Consider the following 16000-nt stretch of genomic DNA (forward strand, 5'->3'; position numbering starts at 1 on the left):
ACACGCACCGCCCCATCCATACCAACAGCAAGGTGCGGTAGCTGAGGGGGCAATTCACCGTGGAGAACGTCTACATCACCATCGCAGGACTGGTGGCCATCGGGCTGGTCGTCTACTTTGTCCGGCGCGCCATGCGCCAGGACAACACCCGCACCGACCTGAAGATCACCGGCGTGCACATCGACCCGCCGCCGGGCAGCGTGCTCGAGGCCAACACCCCCATCACCGTGACCCTGGACTACCGCTACAGCGCGCCCCGAGAGCCCCTGTATGTCTGGGTGAAGATCCTCGACACCACCTACGACTCGGTCTACGAGGGCTCGCGCGACTGCCTGGAGCCCGGCACGGGCCAGGTGACCCGCCGCGTGCACCTGACGCAGGCCGGCACTGTGCGCGAGCTGTTCATCGTGGCCAAGAACCAGGAATTCGTGGAGGTGTTCAACCAGGCGCTGGCGGTGGACTACACCTACGAACAGGCCGAGGTCGACGAGGAATGGCTGAACGACGGCAAGGGCTCGGAGATCACCGGCGTCAAGGTGTCCATTCCCTCGCCGGCCGTGGTCAAGGCCGGCACCCGCATCGACGTGGACGTCGCCTATGCGATCAACACCGAAGAAGGCCTCGATATCTGGGTCATCCCCGAGACGCAGGCCAACATGACCTACGAGGGCACCACCGGCAGGCAGGTGGGCACGGGCGTCGTGTCCAAGCATTTCACTGTCATCGACCCCGGCAAGCTCACCAGCGTCCGGCTGCTGATGAAGAACGCCGCCAGCCAGACGGTCTACGAGCGCATCGTGCCGGTGGACTACACCTATAAGGCGGCCTGAAGCCCGCCTGGCAGGGCCGCAAACCCTGGGCCCGGGCCGGGGCAAGGGCTTCGGTTTATCCTCCAGGCCCCATGTCCTGTATCGCCGTCATCGACTTTGAAACCACGGGCGTCTCGCCCGGCCAGGGCGCGCGTGCCACCGAGGTGGCCATCGTGCTCCTGGAGAACGGCCGCGTGGTGGAACGCTTCCAGAGCCTGATGAAGACCGGCGCCTGGATCCCGGCCTTCATCACCCAGCTCACGGGCATCACCAATGCCATGGTGAGTGCCGCGCCCGACGCGGCCGGGGTGATGCAGGACGCCGCCCGCTTCGTGGGCGATGCGCCCATGGTGGCGCACAACGCCGCGTTCGACAGCAAGTTCTGGCAGGCCGAGCTGGCCCTGGCCGGCGTGGCTGCGCCGCACCCGTTCGCCTGCACGGTGCTGCTCTCGCGCCGGCTGTACCCCGAGGCGCCGAGCCACAAGCTCGGCACGCTGGTGGACTACCACGGCCTGCCGCGCACGGGCCGGGCCCACCGGGCCCTGGCCGATGCCGAGATGGCCGCCGAGCTGCTGGCGCGCATGCAGCACGACCTGCGCCAGCGCTGGGGCGTGGCCGAGCCCGGCCATGCGCTCTTGATGGCGCTGCAGCGCTGCGCCAAGCCCGGTATCGGCAAGCTGCTGGCGCAGCATGGCAAGCCTGCGGTGCCGGTGCCCTGCTGACCGATCTCCCTGCCCGCAACCCTTGTTTGCCGGCGCGGGCATGCCGCGGATCGCCGAAAATACGCGGTTGCCTCCACGAACCGATCCACACACTTTTCCCATGACCGATACCACCCAAGCCCCACCGCTGCCCGACCACCTGTCCGTGGACCCGCGCAGCCCGCACCATGTCGCGGCCGTGTTCGAGCACGACATCGGCATCCGCTTCAATGGCAAGGACCGCACCGATGTGCAGGAGTACTGCGTCAGCGAAGGCTGGGTGAAAGTGCCCGCCGGCAAGACGCTGGACCGCAAGGGCCAGCCGCTGATGATCAAGCTCAAGGGCACGGTGGAAGCCTTCTACCGCCAGCCCGAGTAAGCCACCCTCCATCCCCTCCATGGACCTGTCGGCGCCCTGGGCCATCCACTGCGATGGCAGCGCCATCCCCAACCCGGGCCGCATGGGCCTGGGCGCCGTGCTGGTCGCGCCCGACGGCACGCGCCACGCCCTGTCGCAGGCCACGCACGCCACGGGCTGCAACAACGAGGCCGAGCTGCGTGCGCTGGTGATGGCGCTGAACGAAGCCCTCGCACGCGGCGCCAGCGCACTGCAGGTCTACAGCGACAGCAGCATCCTGGTGGAGCAGCTCGGCGAAGTGGCCACGCCCCCCATCGAGCGCCTGGAGCCCCTGTACGCCGCCGCACGCGCCCTGCTCAAAAGCTTCGATCAGGTGCAAATACAGTGGATTGCGCGCCACCGCAATGGCGAGGCCGATGCGCTGGCGCGCGCGGCCTTGGGCGCACCGCCCAAGCCCTCGGTGCACCCGTCCCTGCGCGGCCTGCCGCGAAAGAAGCGGCGCAAAAGCCCGCCGCCCTGACCGCTCACACTCACCCTCACAAGGGATCGAACCCCATCGATGCCCGGTAGGCCGCGATCTTGGGCAGCAGCACCTGGCGGCGCGCCAGGCTTTCGGGTGGCCAGTGCGCCTCGCGTTCGTAGTATTCGGGAACCACGGCCGCGCCTTGGGGCAGCACCACCCAGGGCTGCTTCGAGAGGGTGAAGATATGGATGTCGGGCGGCAAGTGGTCGGGCGCGTCGAGCGTGCCCACGCGCACGAAGGAGACCAGCGGGCCCGCGCCCGCGTAGTGGCTCCACACAGCCACATGGCAGTGCGGGCAGCGCGCGATCTTCTGGCCCAGGCCGCTTTCCGAAGGCGTGTCGACCAGCGCCGGCTTGCCGCCCAGCAGGCGGATCCGGTCGGCCTCGATCATGGCGTTGAGGGCGAAGGAGGCGCCCGTCTCGCGCTGGCACCAGCGGCAATGGCAGCAATGCACGAACAGCGGCGCGGTCAGCATGCGGTAGCGCACATGGTGGCAGTCGCACCCGCCTTCGAGCGGGAACGGGGGCGTGGACGGAAACTGCATGGCGATCACTCCGTGGAGGGCCGCACGTTACGGCAAAAGCCGCGCCCTGTCACTCCCGTCTTTTCACGCCCCGCAGTCGGCAGCGCGTGCCAGCAGCAGGGCCTGTTCCTGTGCATTGCGCGTGAGGGTGGCCGCATGCGCGAACTGCACACGCGCTTCACCATGGCGGCCCAGCCTGGCCAGCAGGTCGCCGCGCACGCTGGGCAGCCAGTGGTAATCGCGCAGGGCCGGGTCGGCGCCCAGGGCATCGACCAGGGCCAGCGCGGCGGCGGGGCCGTCGGCCATGCCCACGGCCACGGCCCGGTTCAGCGCCACGACGGGCGAGGGCGAGACCTGCAGCAGCGCGTCGTACAGCGCCACGATGTGCTGCCAGTCGGTGTCTTCGGCGCGGCGCGCACGCGCGTGGCAGGCCGCGATGGCGCCCTGCAGCGCATAGGGCCCCCAGGGGTGGCCGGCGCGGGCCAACTGTTCGGCCTTGTCGAGCGCAGCCAGGCCGCGGCGCACCAGCAGATGGTCCCAGCGCGAGCGGTCCTGGTCCATGAGCAGCACGGGGCGGCCGTCGGCGTCGGTGCGCGCGGGCAGGCGCGAGGCCTGGATCTCCAGCAGCGCCACCAGGCCCTGCACCTCGGGTTCGTCGGGCGCCAGGCCGGCGAGCACGCGCACCAGGCGCTGGGCCTCGCCGCACAGGGCGGGGCGCATCCAGTCGTCGCCCGCGGTGGCGGCATAGCCTTCGTTGAAGATGAGGTAGATGACCTCGAGCACCGAGGCCAGGCGCGGCGCGCGCTCGGCCGCGCCGGGCACCTCGAAAGGCACGTGCGCGGCGGTGAGGCTGCGCTTGGCGCGCACGATGCGCTGGGCCACCGTGGCTTCGGGCACGAGGAAGGCGCGCGCGATCTCCACCGTGGACAGGCCGCCCAGCAGCCGCAGCGTGAGGGCGACGCGCGCCTCGGTCGAGAGCACCGGGTGGCAGGCGGTGAAGATCAGGCGCAGCAGGTCGTCGCCGATGTCGTCCTGGCGCGCGGCGTCCAGGGCATCGACGAAGTCGGGCGCGTACTGGGCCTCCAGCGCCTCCATGTCATGGCCCAGAGCCTCGTGCTCGCGCGCCTGCATGGCCTGCTGGCGCAAATGGTCCAGGGCGCGGTTGCGGGCGGTGGTCATGAGCCAGGCAGCGGGGTTGTCAGGCAGGCCGGTGGCGGGCCAGTGCTCCAGGGCCGAGACCAGCGCGTCCTGCGCCAGCTCCTCGGCCCGGCCCACGTCGCGCGTCATGCGCGCCACGCGGGCGATGATGCGGGCCGCCTCGATGCGCCATACCGATGCGATGGTGCGGTGCAGGGCATCGGAGTCGGGCAGGCCCATGCTGCTCAGCCCAGCGCCTTGCTGGCGTCCACCATGTAGGCGAACTCCCAGGTGTGGCCATCGAGGTCGTCGAAGCCATGGCCGTACATGAAGCCATGGTCCTGCGGCGCGCGCGGCGAGGTGGCGCCAGCGGCCACGGCCTTGGCCACCAGGCTGTCGATCTCCTCGCGGCTCTGGGCCGACAGGCAGACCAGCACCTCGGAGGTCTTTCTCGCATCGGCCACGGCCTTGTCGGTGAAGGTCTTGTAGAACTCCTCGACCAGCAGCATCACGAACAGGTTCTCGCCCAGCACCAGGCAGGCACCCTGCTCGTTGGTGAACTGGGGATTGAAGTCGTAGCCCAGGGCGCGGAAAAAGGCTTGCGAGCGGCCCATGTCCTTGATGGGCAGGTTGACGAAGATCATCTGGTGTTGCATGGCGGTCTCCTGAAGTAGTGGAACGATAAGGGATAACAACGGACGGGGGAAACAGGGGACGAGGCGTCCGGGCAGGATCACTTGGTGGCCTCGGCCGCGAGGAAGGCGAGGCCGTCCTCGAAGTCCTTGCCAACCATGCGGTCCATGTTGAAGAACAGGTGCATGACCTTGGCCAGGTAGGGCACGGGGCCGTGCATGGCCCAGCTGACGCGGGTGGCGTTGCCGCCTTGCGGCTGCAGCGTGAAGTCCACGCGGTTGTGCGCCTCGAACGGGGCGACGAAGTCGAGCTTCATGCCCACATGGGAGGGCACGGTGGCCTCGGTGATCTCCATGCTGCCGGTGCCCACCTTGTCGCCCCGCCAGGCATAGCGCGCGCCGGGGCCGGCGGTGGCGGCGCTGTACTCGCCCTTGGCACCGGGGTCCTTGCGCTCGTAGGGGTTCCAGGTGTTGAACTGGCGCAGGTCCTGGATCAGGCCGAACACGCGTTCGGGCGGGGCCTCGATCACGCGGCTGCGCTCCACGCGGAAGCTGTCGGGGCGGGTGGCGGCATAGGCCAGCAGCAGGGCCAGGGCGGCCAGCACGACGAGGGCAATGGTCTTGATCATGGTGAATCCTGGGGTGGTCGTGGGAAATCGGGTTCAGCCGCGCGCGGCCTCGATGTCGCGAAAGCGCTGGACGCCTTCGCCCTGGGCGAAGTCGTCGAGCTCGAAGACCGGGCGCACCTCGATCTCGGCTTCCAACCCTTCGCCGCGCGGGTTGGGAAAGCGCCGGGCCCACTCCATGGCCTCGTCGCGCGAGCGCACCTGGATCAGCGTGTAGCCGGCGATCAGCTCCTTGGTCTCGGTGAAGGGGCCGTCGACCACCGTGCGCTGGCCACCGCTGCCATAGCGCACACGCCAGCCCTGGGCGCTGGACTTGAGGCCCACGCCATCGAGCAGCACGCCAGCGCGCGACAGCTCCTCGTGGTAGGCGCCCATCACGGCAAGCATGTCCTCGCCGGGCAAGGCGCCGGCTTCGCTCTCGGGGCTGGCCTTGACCAGAATCATGAATCGCATGGCACATCTCCTGTCGTTGGAAGTTGCTGTGCAGGGAGATCAAATTCCCTGCGCTCATCCTCCACGACGGACAGGCGCCGATGGAATCGACACGGATTCCGCAAAATCAGGGTTTGTACCTAGAAAATTGCCATCCCCCAATGAGAACAGCCCATGCCGGACACCGGCATGGGCTGTTTGCCAAGGGAGCCGCAGCGGTCAGCGCCTGGCTGGGGGGTTCTGCGCCATGTAGGCCAGGGTGGCGCTGGTCAGTGCGCGCACGCCGATGCGCAGGGCCTTCTCGTCGATCACGAATTCGGACGAGTGGTTGGGTGCACCCGACTTGTCGCCGAAGGGCGACGCATAGAGGTTCCAGAACACCACGGGCACGCCGCTGCCGCCGAAGGAGCCGAAGTCCTCCGAGCCCATGGAGGGCGGCACCTCGCGGGCCTTGTCGGCACCGCCGGCTGCGGCGGCGAAGGCCGGGGCCAGGGCGGCGGTGATCTTGGGGTCGCTGACCACGACCTCGTAGCCGGTGTCGATGGTGACCTCGGCGGTGAGGCCTGCGCTCTCGGCGATCTTCTGGGCCTTGAGGCGGATGCTCTCGTGAGCGACCTTCTGGTTGCGCGCCGAGAGCGAGCGCACGGTGCCGCCGATCTCGGCCGTGTCGGGCAGGATGTTCACGCGGTTGCCGCTTTGCAGCAGGCCCACGGTGACCACGGTGGGGCCGTCGAGCGGGTCGATCTGCTGGCTGATGATGCCCTGCAGCGCGAGCACGATCTCGGCCGCGGTCAGCGTGGGATCCTTGGCCGTCCAGGGCGAGGAGCCGTGGCCGCCCTTGCCCTGGAGCTTGATGTTGAAGACATCGCCGCTCGCCATGAAGCTGCCGGCCCGGTAGGCCAGGGTGTTGCCCGGCGCACGCGCGCTGATGTGCTGGCCCATCACGACGTCGACCTTGGGGTTGTCGAGCACCTTGGCCTCCATCATGGCCTTGGCACCGCTGGGCACGGGGCCGGGGCCTAGTTCCTCGGCCGGCTGGAACAAAAACACCACCGTGCCCGCAAGCTCGCTGCGCACGGCGGACAAGGCCTGCGCCGCGCCCAACAGCATGGCCACGTGGGTGTCGTGCCCGCAGGCGTGCGAGACCGGCGTCTCGTTGCCGCGCCACTGGGCACGGGCCGTGGACTTGAACGGCAGGTCGTTGCGCTCCTGCACGGGCAGGGCGTCCATGTCGGCACGCAGGGCCACCACGGGGCCCGGCTTGCCGCCGCGCAGCACGGCCTTGATGCCGGTCTTGGCGATGCCGGTCTGGATTTCGATGCCCGGCATCTTGGCCAGTGCCGCCGCCACATAGGCGGCGGTCTGGACCTCTTCGTAGGACAGCTCGGGGTGCTGGTGGATATGGCGGCGCCAGGCGATCACCTGGGGCTCGGCCGCATCGGACAGGGCGAGCACGCGCTGTGCCAGGGGCGAAGTGGTCTGGGCAGATGCGGAAATCGCCAGGCTGGCAAGCAGGGCGGCCAGCGGCAGGAGCCGGTGTTTCATGGAAAGGACCTTCGGGTTGGACGACGACGGGCAACTCTAGTACCAAGCCCATGCCGCGAACAGTCACAATTTCGTTGTCGTGAAAACCAGAATGCATCACCCTGCGCACCAGAGGCTTCCATGAAACCGCACCAGCTCAAGGCCTTTCTTGCCGTGGTGGAGCTGCACAGCATCCGCCAGGCGGCGAATGCGCTGCACATCACCCAGCCGGCGATCTCGCGCGCCATCCGCGAGCTGGAGGAGCACCTGGCGGTGCCGCTGTTCGTGCGCAGTGCCCACGGTGTCACCCCGACCGAATACGGGCGGGCCTTCGAGCGGCGCGCGCGCCTGCTGGAGCAGGAGGCCGAGCGCGCACGCGACGAGTTGCGCCAGATGCGCGATGGCCAGCTCGGTTGCGTGCGCGTGGCGGTGTCGTCCGTTCCCGCGATGGCGCTGCTGCCGCAGGCGCTGGCGCTGTTCCGCGCCCAGCTGCCGGCCACGGCTCTGGAGTTCAGCGAGGGCCTGGCGCCCCTGGTGCTGCCCGCGCTGCGCGAGGGCCTGCTGGACCTGGCGCTGGTGCAGCACCGCGTGGAGCGCACCGGCCCCGAGTTCGATTGCGAAGAGCTGCTCACGACACCGCTGGCCATCTGCGCGCGGGTGGGCCACCCGCGCGCGCGGGCGCGCAGCCTGGCGGCGCTGCAGCACGAGGAATGGGTGGGCTGGGACCGGCCCATGGTCGAGGACCTGTTCGCGGGCAGCGGCGTGCCCGCGCCCGAGCGCATCGTGGTGAGCCGCTCGATGGAGATCACGCGCGCACTGGTAGGCCGTGGCGACCTGATCAGCGTGTTCGCGCGCCCGGCGCTGGACCGGGAGCTGGCGCGCCATGGCATCCGCGCCATCCCAGTGCAGACCCGCCTGCCCGCGCTGACCATCAGCGCCATCACCCGCAAGGGTGCCCTGCCGACCCCGGCGGCGCAGAAGTTCATGGAGGCGGTGCGCAGGGCGGCTGCGGCCCTCAGAACCTGAACTTCGGTGCACCAGTCCACTGACAGATTGATACAGACGCGCAAGCTCCAGGCACGCGGCTGCCGGTGCAAAGCGTGACAAATGCCCGGCTTTTCCCCGACGCGGGGGATCGCTGGCAGGGAGGTCCATCGCCCGCCTTTACGATCCAGCGCGGAGGAACCGGAAACCATGAACAAGAACACCACTGCTGCCGCACCCTGGATTGCCAGCATCCCGCTGTCACCCGACGGCGAGACCTTCGCCCTGCTCATCATGCACCCGGGCCGGGCCATCGCCCCGCCCGGGGGATTGCGCGCCATCATGCGCTTCAACGCCGATGGCAACGGCGGCCACATCGCCGCCGCGATGGCGGGCGATGGCCGATGGGGCTACATCGACGCCGAGGGCCGATGGCGCGTGCCTCCCACCCTGGAAAACGCCCGCGACTTCTCGGAAGATGGCATGGCGCGCTTCTGCCAGAACGGGCGCTGGGGCTTCGTGAACCTGGCGGGGGAGGTGGTGATCGAGCCGGCCTTTGAAGACGCCCGGCCGTTTCGCCGCGGGCTGTGTGCGGTGATGGTGGGCGAGAACGCCTGGCGCATCATCGACCGCGAGGGCCAGTTCACCTGCGAGGAGAGTTTTCGCGAACTCAGCTCTTTCGGCGCGGGCGGCCTGTCGCGGGCGGCGCACAAGATCAAGGGAACGAACCAGCTCGGCCACGGCTTTGTCGATGGCAAGGGCCAGTGGGTGATCGAGCCCCGATTCAAGCGTGCACTGCCTTTTGGTGAGCAGCCCGCCACCGCCGCATCGCTGGACGGGGAAACCTACGGCCTGATCGATGCGCGCGGGCGGTGGGTGCTGGAGCCGCGCTACCCGAGCATCCAGGCGTTCAACCAGGCAGGGCTTGCCTACTTCGACGAACCCAACTCCTGGGACAACGGCCATGGCTACCTGGACGCCCAGGGCCGGGTAGTGATCAAGGGTGAAAGGCACCTGTCCAAGCACATGGTCGCAGGCATGGTGTGCAGCGACTACAACGGCGCCGGATTCTTGCGCGCGGACGGCAAAACCCTGGAGACGCCACCGCTGGTCTATGGCAGCCATTTCCGCTCGGAGGGCGGCTTTGCGGTGGTACGAACGTCCGGATCCCGTGCCAGAAAGGGTGGGGCAGAACAGCCCGCCGCCTGGGGCCTGCTGCACCCCGATGGCCGCGTGGTCACCCTGGCAGAGCCCCTGCTCGAGCCCCTGACCAACGGCGATGGTTGGCTGGAGGAGGAGATGTACGGTACCCCGCTGGTGCCGTTTCTCACCCGCGATGGCGGGATCGCCTACCTCGACAAGAGCGGTGCCGCCGTCTGGCGCGCCCAGTACGACGGCCAGCACGCCACGCTGCTCGATGCCCAGGGCCTGGCGCTGTGGCGCAGCGAGGCGCAGGACGGCAGCTGCCGCCCGCCGCATCCCTTCTTCCTGCCGCCCATCACCGACCACCTCGAGGGCATCGATACCCTGGACGGCATCCTTCCCCTCGCCGAAACCCTGCTGGCCGATGGCGAGGCCCGGCTGCACCGCCTGGCCGCGGGCGAAACGCTCGAGCGTGAATCCTCTGCCGAGGAAGACGACGACGACGATGAGGACGAGGAAGAAGACGAGGACACCGTGCAGGCGAACCGCGCGGTGGTGCTGCGGCGGGTGATGCGCACCTACATCAGCGAGGAGCACAACGGCCCCTACGAGTTCCTGTGTTCGGAGTTGAGCGACGCGGTGAACCAGGCCCGCGAGGCCATGCTGCAGGTGCTGGTGGCCCGCTACGGCCCTGCCGACCCCGACCCCGAGCATGCCGCGCCCTGGCACGGCGGTGAACGCACGCAGGCCTGGGCGGTGCCGATGGCGCAGGCCCTGCCCGGCGACACCGGGGCCGTGCACGAATCGCGCGAGCAGTGGCTCACGCTGTACAAGACTTCCGATTCCGGCGATGGCGATGCCTGGTGGGAACTGTGGCTGATGGTGGCTCCGAGCCTCGACGCTCTGGAGACAGCACAGCGTGCACGGCGCGTCCAGGCAGCCCAGGACGCGCAGGACAGCGATGGCGCCGATGAGGAGGGCGATGCGGATGGGGACGACAGCTCGCCCGTGAAGCGCCCCCAACCCCAGACGCATGAGGAATGGTTGCAGGCCGTGGCCAGCGACCGCTATGCCATTGCCCAAGTGCCCGCAGCGTGGCTCGACGATGCGATGGTGGACGCGGCACTGGCCAGCGATGTGGAGGCGCTGGCCTGGGTGCCCGGCCCGTTCCAGACGCCGGCGCGGCTGGAGGCCCTGATCCGCCGGGGCGTGGACCAGGCCGCAAGCATACCGCCCGAGTGCATGACCGCCGAGGGCCTGGCGCTGGCGCGCGCGCTCTATGCCGAACGCCACGAGTGGGATTGGCGCGACGAGCGCAACAGCCGCATCCCCACCAGTTGGGACCACAACAGCCTGTGCGATGTGTGGGGTTGCCTGCTCACGCCGGAGCTGGCACTCAAGGCCGTGCGCGCCAAGGCCCCCCTGCGCGACCTGGCGCACTGGCTGCGCACCGATGAGGTGGAGAAGGCGGCGCTCAAGGCCGACATCTACAACATCAGCTACATCGACAAAAGCAAGATCACGCCAGAGCTGGCCGCACGCGCCGTGCGGCACGACTACGGCACCCTGATCGAGGTGATTCCGCCGGAGATGGTCACGCCCGCGCTGTGCCTGGTGTCGGCGCGTGTCAACGGCCTGTCGCTCGAGAAGATGCCGGAGCCACTGCGCAGCGTGCCGGTGTGCGTGGCCGCGCTCAAGGACCGCTCGGACGTGTTCCCGCACGTGCCCGAGGCCCTGCGCCTGGCCGTCACCACGCAGCTGATCGAGGACGATCTGGCCGAGGCGCGCAGGGATGGCGAGCCGCGCGAGGGCAGCCACTGGCACGGCTACCGCGCCTGGGTGAAGCTCTGGGTCGAGGACTACGAGGGCGCCATCGCCGACGCGAAACTGGGCTTGCCGGAGATGCGCTACGAGCAGCACGCGAACTATGTGCTGGCCAGCGCCTACATGCAGCTCGGGCGTGAAGCGGAGGCAGCGCTGGAAGCATCGACCGTGCTGTCCCTGCAGTCACCGTACAGCGCGCAGTGGAACGACGACGAAGACACCCGTTGGCTGCAGGCGCTGGTGCAGGAGCATGCAGGCGCTGCCGATGACGGCACGCTGGTGGAGCAACTGTATTTGCACCCGCGCACGCTGGCGAAAATTCCACGCGAGCGCATCACCCATGACATGGTGTACGCAGCCCTGGAGTCCGACAAGGACACCGTGCGCTTCGTGCCACGCCGGCTGATGACGCCGTCGCTCTACGTCCTGGCGCTGCGCCAGAACGTCAAGCAGTTCGAGCAGATCCCGCCGGCCATGCTGAGCGAAGAGGCCTGCATCGAGTACGTGAAGGACGGTGGCTGGCGCCTGGAGTACCTGCCCGAGGCCTGGCGCACGCTCACCGTGTGCGCCTATGCCGTGCGGCGCAGCAGCAGCGCCATCGAGCATGTGCCCGAGGCGCTGCGCAAGCAGGTGCCGGATGCCATCAGGCAGCTGCCGCCCGACGAGGACGAAGACGGCTCGGGCAGCGGCTCGTCATCGGCCAGCGACTGGCTGACGCGCAAGCTCGTCGATTCGGTGGTCAGCAGCCAGCAGACCGCCGCGGGCCGGCTGCAGCAGAAGGGCCTCTTCACCGCCTTCATCGTGAAGACCATGCTGGGCGCCAAGTCCGACGACACGCCCACGCTCAAGGGCCTGGCGGGCTGGTTCGAGGTGCGGCCCTTCCTCGCCATGGTGAACAACCTGGTGCTGGGCCTGGCAGCACTGGTCGCCCATGCCTTCGTGTCCGTGGGTGCCTGGCGCGCCGAAGGCCCCTGGGTGGGCCTGGGCACCTTCGCGCTGATGGGCTTTTCGGAACTCTACTGGGCCTGGCGCTTCTTTTTCTCCACCCCGTTCCGGCCCGGCCTGGGCGTGGCCTGCCTGGTGGTGCTGCTCTACGTGTTCGCGTGGCGCTGGATGTACCGGCGCATTGGCCTGGTGTATGCCGCGCAGGCCAGGGAGAAGGGCGAGGACTGAGCACAAGTCCAAGCTGCCATGCTCAGAGGTGCGGCTGAGTCGTCCGCCATTCGTCGAGCACGTGCTGCCTCACACCAGGACCGCCGCGCAAGGGCCGCCCCGCCGCGCTGGCGGTGTCCCCCTTCCCGAATGGCGCAGCCATTCGAGAGAAGGGGTAAGGCGCGAAGCGACTCAGGGGGTTGTCCTAGCCTGTCGCGCCGTCGTAGCAGGGGGCGATGGCGCGCACCTCGATGGTGGCCCACTCGGCGGCCGGGCATTCGCGCGCGATGGCCAGGGCCTCCTCGCGCGTGGCGCAGTTGACGAGGAAGAAACCGCCGACCATTTCCTTGGTCTCGGCGAAGGGGCCGTCCACCAGGCGCGGCTGGCCTTCGCGCACCTGCAGGCGCACGCCCTCGGTGTCGTTGGCCAGCGATTCGCCGCCCAGCAGCAGGCCGCGGGCCTGCAGGCCGGCGCCGAAGCGCTGCATGCGCGCATAGACCTCCTGGCCGGCCGCAAGGCCACGCTCGGCGCGCTGGCCTGGGGGTTCCATGATGAGCAGCATGTAGGGCATGGGATGGTCTCCGGTGTGGGTTGTGAAGATGGGCGCGATTCTAGAAGCGCTGCCGCCGGACCGGATGACAGCGCTTCAGAACACCGCACGCCCCGGCGTGCGCAGCGCCTGCGCCAGGTCGGCCGCCAGCCGGGCCATGTCCGTGGGCTTGCAGCCGCCCAGGCTCACGCGCACGGCTGGCGCGCTGGCCAGGCGCAGCGGGCCGCCGGCCTGCACGGCCCAGCCGCGCGAGGCCATGGACTGCACGACCGCAGCCTCATCGGCCACGGGCAGCCACAGGTGCAGGCCCTCGCCGGGCGCCACGGTGATCTGCTGCGCGGCCAGTGCCTGCACCAGGCCCTGGCGCCGTGCGGCGTACGAGCCGCCGGCCTGCACCAGCGCGCTGCCGTCGCGCATCTGCCGCCACAGGCTGGCCGCCAGGCCCTGCAGGATGCGGCTGACCCAGCGCGGCCCCAGGGCCTGCTGCGCCTGCATGGATTGCAGCAGGGCAGGGCTGCCCGTGGCCAGCGCCACGCGCAGGTCGGGCCCGAGGAACTTGCTGACCGACACCACGTGCAGCCACAGCGGGGGGAGCGATGCGGCCACGGCCAGTGGCGCGGCGGACAGCGGGCCCCAGTGGTCATCGAGCACCACGAGCAGGTGGGGCAGCGCCTGCAGCTGGCCGTGCAGCGCCTTCCATCGCGCGGGGCTGAGCGCCGCGCCCGTGGGGTTGTGCGCGCGCGGCGTGAGCACCAGGGCCGTGCAGCCTGCGAGCACCCCGGCATCGGGAATGCACACGCCTTCGCCATCCACGGGCAGCGGCACGGGCTTCAGGCGCAGGCTGTGCAGCAGCGCCACCATGGGCGGCCAGCAGGGGTCTTCGACCGCCACGCGCTCGCCCGGGCGCGTGTGCGCACGCAGGGCCCGTTCCACCGCATCGAGCGTGCCGGAGAACACGGCGATCTCTTCGCACGGCAGGCCCTGGGCCGACAGCCATTGGCGCGCCTCGGCCTGCAATGCGGGCAGATCGGCCGGGGCGTCGTAGCCCGCTGAGGAGGTCAGTGCCGCCCAGGTTGCTGCGCCGCCCTGCAACTGGGGCAGCAGGGCCGCATCGACATTGCCGCTGGCCAGATCGCGCAGGCCGGGGGGCACGGCATAGGCGTGGGGCATGCGCGCGGGCGGCTCGACCACGCGCGTGCCGCGGCGCCCATCGGTCACCACGTGGCCGGCATCGCGCAGGCGCGCGTACGCGGCCGCCACGGTGTTGGGGTTGACGCCCAGTTGCTGCGCCGCCACGCGCACCGCAGGCAGGGGGTTGCCAGGCGGCAGGGTTCCGTCGCGCATCGCAGCCAGCAGGCCCTCGGCAATATCGGCAGCCGTTTTTCCGGGGACGTACAATGTACTCATACATTCATTTTAATGTATTAGTACAAAAAAGGGAAACCGCCATGAAGACTGCGCTCGTGCTGCGCCATGTGCCCTTCGAGGACCTGGGCCTGCTGGCCCCCCTGCTGCTGCAGCGCGGCTACGCCGTGCACACGCACGACGCGGGCGTGGGCCCGCTGCAGGATGGCCTTCACCCCGCGCCCGACCTGCTAGTGGTGCTGGGCGGGCCCATCGGCGCCTTCGACGACGCGGCCTATCCCTTCCTTGCCGACACGCTGGCGCTGCTGGGCGAGCGGCTGGCGCGGTGCCAGCCGGTGCTGGGCGTCTGCCTGGGGGCACAGCTCATGGCGCGCGCGCTGGGTGCCGGCGTGGCACCCATGGGGCACAAGGAGATCGGCTTTGCGCCGCTGGCGCTCACGGCGGAGGGCGAGCGTTCGGTGCTGGCCCCCCTGGCCGATGGCACACCGGTGCTGCACTGGCATGGCGACCAGTTCGAGATACCGCCGGGTGCCCAGGGCCTGGCCACCACGCCGCTGTGCCCGCACCAGGCCTTTGCCGTGGGCACGCATGCGCTGGGCCTGCAGTTCCACCTGGAGGCCGACCTGTCGCGCATCGAGCAGTGGCTGGTGGGCCACGCCTGCGAGCTGGCCGCGGCCGGCGTGGACCTGCATGCCCTGCGCAGCGGGGCCCGGGAACATGGCGCCGCGCTGGCCCGTGCGGCCGAGGCCGTATTCGGCACCTGGCTCGACGGCATCGAAGCCGACGCCGCATGACCCCGGTGCTGCTGGGCCAGGTGGCGGCCGTGCTGCGTGGGGCCGCCGTGCCGTTCGGCGACCGGCCGGACACACGCAGCGCCATCGCCAAGCAGGCCGTCGCCGGCCCGGTGCGCGTGGAGGCTGCCGGCCTGCTGGGCGACGAGCAAGGTGACACGCGCATCCATGGCGGGCTCGACAAGGCCGTGCACCAGTACCCGCTGGACCACTACGCGCTGTGGCGCAGCGAACTGGGACGCCTGCCCGTGCTGGAGCACCCCGGCGCCTTCGGCGAGAACATCGCCAGCACCGGCATGGCCGAGGCCGACCTGTGCTGGGGCGACCAGGTGCGCATGGGCGGTGTGCTGCTCGAAGTCGCGCAGACGCGCCAGCCGTGCTGGAAGCTCAACACCCGCTTCGGCCAGCGCGACATGGCGCTGCGCCTGCAGCGCACGGGTCGCACCGGCTGGTACTACCGCGTGCTGGAGCCCGGCACGCTGCAGGCGGGCGATGCCATCACGCTGGTGGCGCGCCCGCACGCAGCCTGGCCGCTGGCGCGTGTGATCGAGGTGCTCTACCACCGCACGCTCGATGCGGACCTGCTGCGCGAACTGGCGGCGCTGCCGCAACTGCCTTCCTCGTGGCAGAAGCTGGTGGCGCGGCGGCTGGAGCAGGGCGAGGTCGAGGACTGGAGCCGGCGCACGCAAGGGGTGTGAAGGCCGGGGCTTGGCAGCGCGGCAAAGCCCGTGTTAGCATTTGCCCCCTATGCAACGCAGCATGTCCCTACCCACCCTATCGCTAGGCCTAGTGCCTGGCCGGGGTCTGCCTGCGTTCGCCATTGTTGCCATTCCGCGCAACACCTGATTTCCCCCTGACCCCGGCCCGCGAACCAGCCTTTGCACATGTGCAAAGGGCTGCAGGGGACGTCATCCGTATTCATTTCG

At 69.7% G+C, this 16000-nt stretch carries 16 protein-coding genes; 8 read left to right on the top strand and 8 right to left on the bottom strand.

What is annotated here, in order from left to right:
- The first annotated feature begins 59 nt into the window (after positions 1 to 59).
- The 4 genes from AC07PA_RS02095 to AC07PA_RS02110 all read left to right on the top strand — a co-directional run bounded on the left by AC07PA_RS02095 (position 60) and on the right by AC07PA_RS02110 (position 2388).
- Positions 60 to 830 carry a hypothetical protein gene (locus AC07PA_RS02095; protein WP_494603546.1) on the top strand — a complete coding sequence of 257 codons (771 nt, stop codon included), beginning with the start codon at positions 60 to 62 and terminating at the stop codon, positions 828 to 830.
- A 71-nt stretch (positions 831 to 901) separates the two neighbouring features.
- Positions 902 to 1531 (top strand): 3'-5' exonuclease, encoded by a 630-nt coding sequence (locus AC07PA_RS02100; protein ID WP_494603544.1) that lies wholly within the window; start codon positions 902 to 904, stop codon positions 1529 to 1531.
- Between the two features lie 100 nt (positions 1532 to 1631).
- Positions 1632 to 1889 carry a DUF3297 family protein gene (locus AC07PA_RS02105; RefSeq protein WP_007861785.1) on the top strand — a complete coding sequence of 86 codons (258 nt, stop codon included), beginning with the start codon at positions 1632 to 1634 and terminating at the stop codon, positions 1887 to 1889.
- 19 nt (positions 1890 to 1908) lie between these two features.
- Positions 1909 to 2388, top strand: coding sequence for a ribonuclease HI family protein (locus AC07PA_RS02110; RefSeq protein ID WP_494603542.1), 480 nt, complete (start codon positions 1909 to 1911; stop codon positions 2386 to 2388).
- 16 nt (positions 2389 to 2404) lie between these two features.
- Here the strand turns inward: AC07PA_RS02110 and AC07PA_RS02115 are convergent, their stop codons facing one another.
- The 6 genes from AC07PA_RS02115 to AC07PA_RS02140 form a co-directional block, all read right to left on the bottom strand.
- On the bottom strand, positions 2405 to 2935 hold the full coding sequence (locus AC07PA_RS02115; protein ID WP_494603540.1) for a GFA family protein: 531 nt from the start codon (positions 2933 to 2935) through the stop codon (positions 2405 to 2407).
- A gap of 63 nt (positions 2936 to 2998) precedes the next feature.
- Entirely contained in the window at positions 2999 to 4291 is a 1293-nt protein-coding gene (locus tag AC07PA_RS02120; RefSeq protein ID WP_494603538.1) for an RNA polymerase sigma factor, read from the bottom strand.
- A gap of 5 nt (positions 4292 to 4296) precedes the next feature.
- Positions 4297 to 4707, bottom strand: a complete 411-nt coding sequence (locus tag AC07PA_RS02125) for a VOC family protein (protein ID WP_494603536.1) — start codon at positions 4705 to 4707, stop codon at positions 4297 to 4299.
- Between the two features lie 77 nt (positions 4708 to 4784).
- On the bottom strand, positions 4785 to 5312 hold the full coding sequence (locus tag AC07PA_RS02130; protein WP_494603534.1) for an SRPBCC family protein: 528 nt from the start codon (positions 5310 to 5312) through the stop codon (positions 4785 to 4787).
- 33 nt (positions 5313 to 5345) lie between these two features.
- Complete coding sequence (locus tag AC07PA_RS02135; RefSeq protein ID WP_494603532.1) at positions 5346 to 5762, bottom strand: YciI family protein; 417 nt, start codon at positions 5760 to 5762, stop codon at positions 5346 to 5348.
- A gap of 198 nt (positions 5763 to 5960) precedes the next feature.
- Positions 5961 to 7286: a M20 metallopeptidase family protein gene (locus AC07PA_RS02140; protein WP_494603530.1), complete on the bottom strand. Its 1326-nt coding sequence runs from the start codon at positions 7284 to 7286 to the stop codon at positions 5961 to 5963.
- Between the two features lie 120 nt (positions 7287 to 7406).
- Between AC07PA_RS02140 and AC07PA_RS02145 the strand changes: the two genes are divergently transcribed.
- Complete coding sequence (locus AC07PA_RS02145; protein ID WP_494603529.1) at positions 7407 to 8291, top strand: LysR family transcriptional regulator; 885 nt, start codon at positions 7407 to 7409, stop codon at positions 8289 to 8291.
- Between the two features lie 168 nt (positions 8292 to 8459).
- Entirely contained in the window at positions 8460 to 12389 is a 3930-nt protein-coding gene (locus AC07PA_RS02150; RefSeq protein ID WP_494603527.1) for a WG repeat-containing protein, read from the top strand.
- A 184-nt stretch (positions 12390 to 12573) separates the two neighbouring features.
- Here AC07PA_RS02150 and AC07PA_RS02155 read toward each other — a convergent pair whose 3' ends face one another.
- Both AC07PA_RS02155 and AC07PA_RS02160 read right to left on the bottom strand, forming a co-directional pair.
- Positions 12574 to 12939, bottom strand: a complete 366-nt coding sequence (locus AC07PA_RS02155; RefSeq protein ID WP_007859881.1) for a YciI family protein — start codon at positions 12937 to 12939, stop codon at positions 12574 to 12576.
- A gap of 75 nt (positions 12940 to 13014) precedes the next feature.
- Positions 13015 to 14325, bottom strand: a complete 1311-nt coding sequence (locus AC07PA_RS02160; RefSeq protein ID WP_007859879.1) for an aminotransferase class I/II-fold pyridoxal phosphate-dependent enzyme — start codon at positions 14323 to 14325, stop codon at positions 13015 to 13017.
- A 41-nt stretch (positions 14326 to 14366) separates the two neighbouring features.
- Here AC07PA_RS02160 and AC07PA_RS02165 point away from each other — a divergent pair, with 41 nt between their 5' ends.
- Together AC07PA_RS02165 and AC07PA_RS02170 are read left to right on the top strand one after the other, a co-directional pair.
- On the top strand, positions 14367 to 15077 hold the full coding sequence (locus AC07PA_RS02165; protein ID WP_494603524.1) for a glutamine amidotransferase: 711 nt from the start codon (positions 14367 to 14369) through the stop codon (positions 15075 to 15077).
- The gene (locus AC07PA_RS02170) at positions 15074 to 15772 is read left to right on the top strand and encodes an MOSC domain-containing protein (protein WP_494603522.1); all 699 of its coding nucleotides are present in this window, start codon (positions 15074 to 15076) and stop codon (positions 15770 to 15772) included. The genes AC07PA_RS02165 and AC07PA_RS02170 overlap by 4 nt, the downstream gene beginning before the upstream one ends.
- Positions 15773 to 16000: the final 228 nt, after the last annotated feature.

The sequence above is a fragment of the Acidovorax sp. GW821-FHT09B03 genome, from assembly GCF_059418305.1.

Coding starts and splice junctions, on each gene's coding strand:
- AC07PA_RS02100 (WP_494603544.1), top strand. CDS start 902: ATGTCCTGTATCGCCGTCATCGACTTTGAAACCACGGGCGTCTCGCCC.
- AC07PA_RS02105 (WP_007861785.1), top strand. CDS start 1,632: ATGACCGATACCACCCAAGCCCCACCGCTGCCCGACCACCTGTCCGTG.
- AC07PA_RS02110 (WP_494603542.1), top strand. CDS start 1,909: ATGGACCTGTCGGCGCCCTGGGCCATCCACTGCGATGGCAGCGCCATC.
- AC07PA_RS02115 (WP_494603540.1), bottom strand. CDS start 2,935: ATGCAGTTTCCGTCCACGCCCCCGTTCCCGCTCGAAGGCGGGTGCGAC.
- AC07PA_RS02120 (WP_494603538.1), bottom strand. CDS start 4,291: ATGGGCCTGCCCGACTCCGATGCCCTGCACCGCACCATCGCATCGGTA.
- AC07PA_RS02125 (WP_494603536.1), bottom strand. CDS start 4,707: ATGCAACACCAGATGATCTTCGTCAACCTGCCCATCAAGGACATGGGC.
- AC07PA_RS02130 (WP_494603534.1), bottom strand. CDS start 5,312: ATGATCAAGACCATTGCCCTCGTCGTGCTGGCCGCCCTGGCCCTGCTG.
- AC07PA_RS02135 (WP_494603532.1), bottom strand. CDS start 5,762: ATGCGATTCATGATTCTGGTCAAGGCCAGCCCCGAGAGCGAAGCCGGC.
- AC07PA_RS02140 (WP_494603530.1), bottom strand. CDS start 7,286: ATGAAACACCGGCTCCTGCCGCTGGCCGCCCTGCTTGCCAGCCTGGCG.
- AC07PA_RS02145 (WP_494603529.1), top strand. CDS start 7,407: ATGAAACCGCACCAGCTCAAGGCCTTTCTTGCCGTGGTGGAGCTGCAC.
- AC07PA_RS02150 (WP_494603527.1), top strand. CDS start 8,460: ATGAACAAGAACACCACTGCTGCCGCACCCTGGATTGCCAGCATCCCG.
- AC07PA_RS02155 (WP_007859881.1), bottom strand. CDS start 12,939: ATGCCCTACATGCTGCTCATCATGGAACCCCCAGGCCAGCGCGCCGAG.
- AC07PA_RS02160 (WP_007859879.1), bottom strand. CDS start 14,325: ATGAGTACATTGTACGTCCCCGGAAAAACGGCTGCCGATATTGCCGAG.
- AC07PA_RS02165 (WP_494603524.1), top strand. CDS start 14,367: ATGAAGACTGCGCTCGTGCTGCGCCATGTGCCCTTCGAGGACCTGGGC.
- AC07PA_RS02170 (WP_494603522.1), top strand. CDS start 15,074: ATGACCCCGGTGCTGCTGGGCCAGGTGGCGGCCGTGCTGCGTGGGGCC.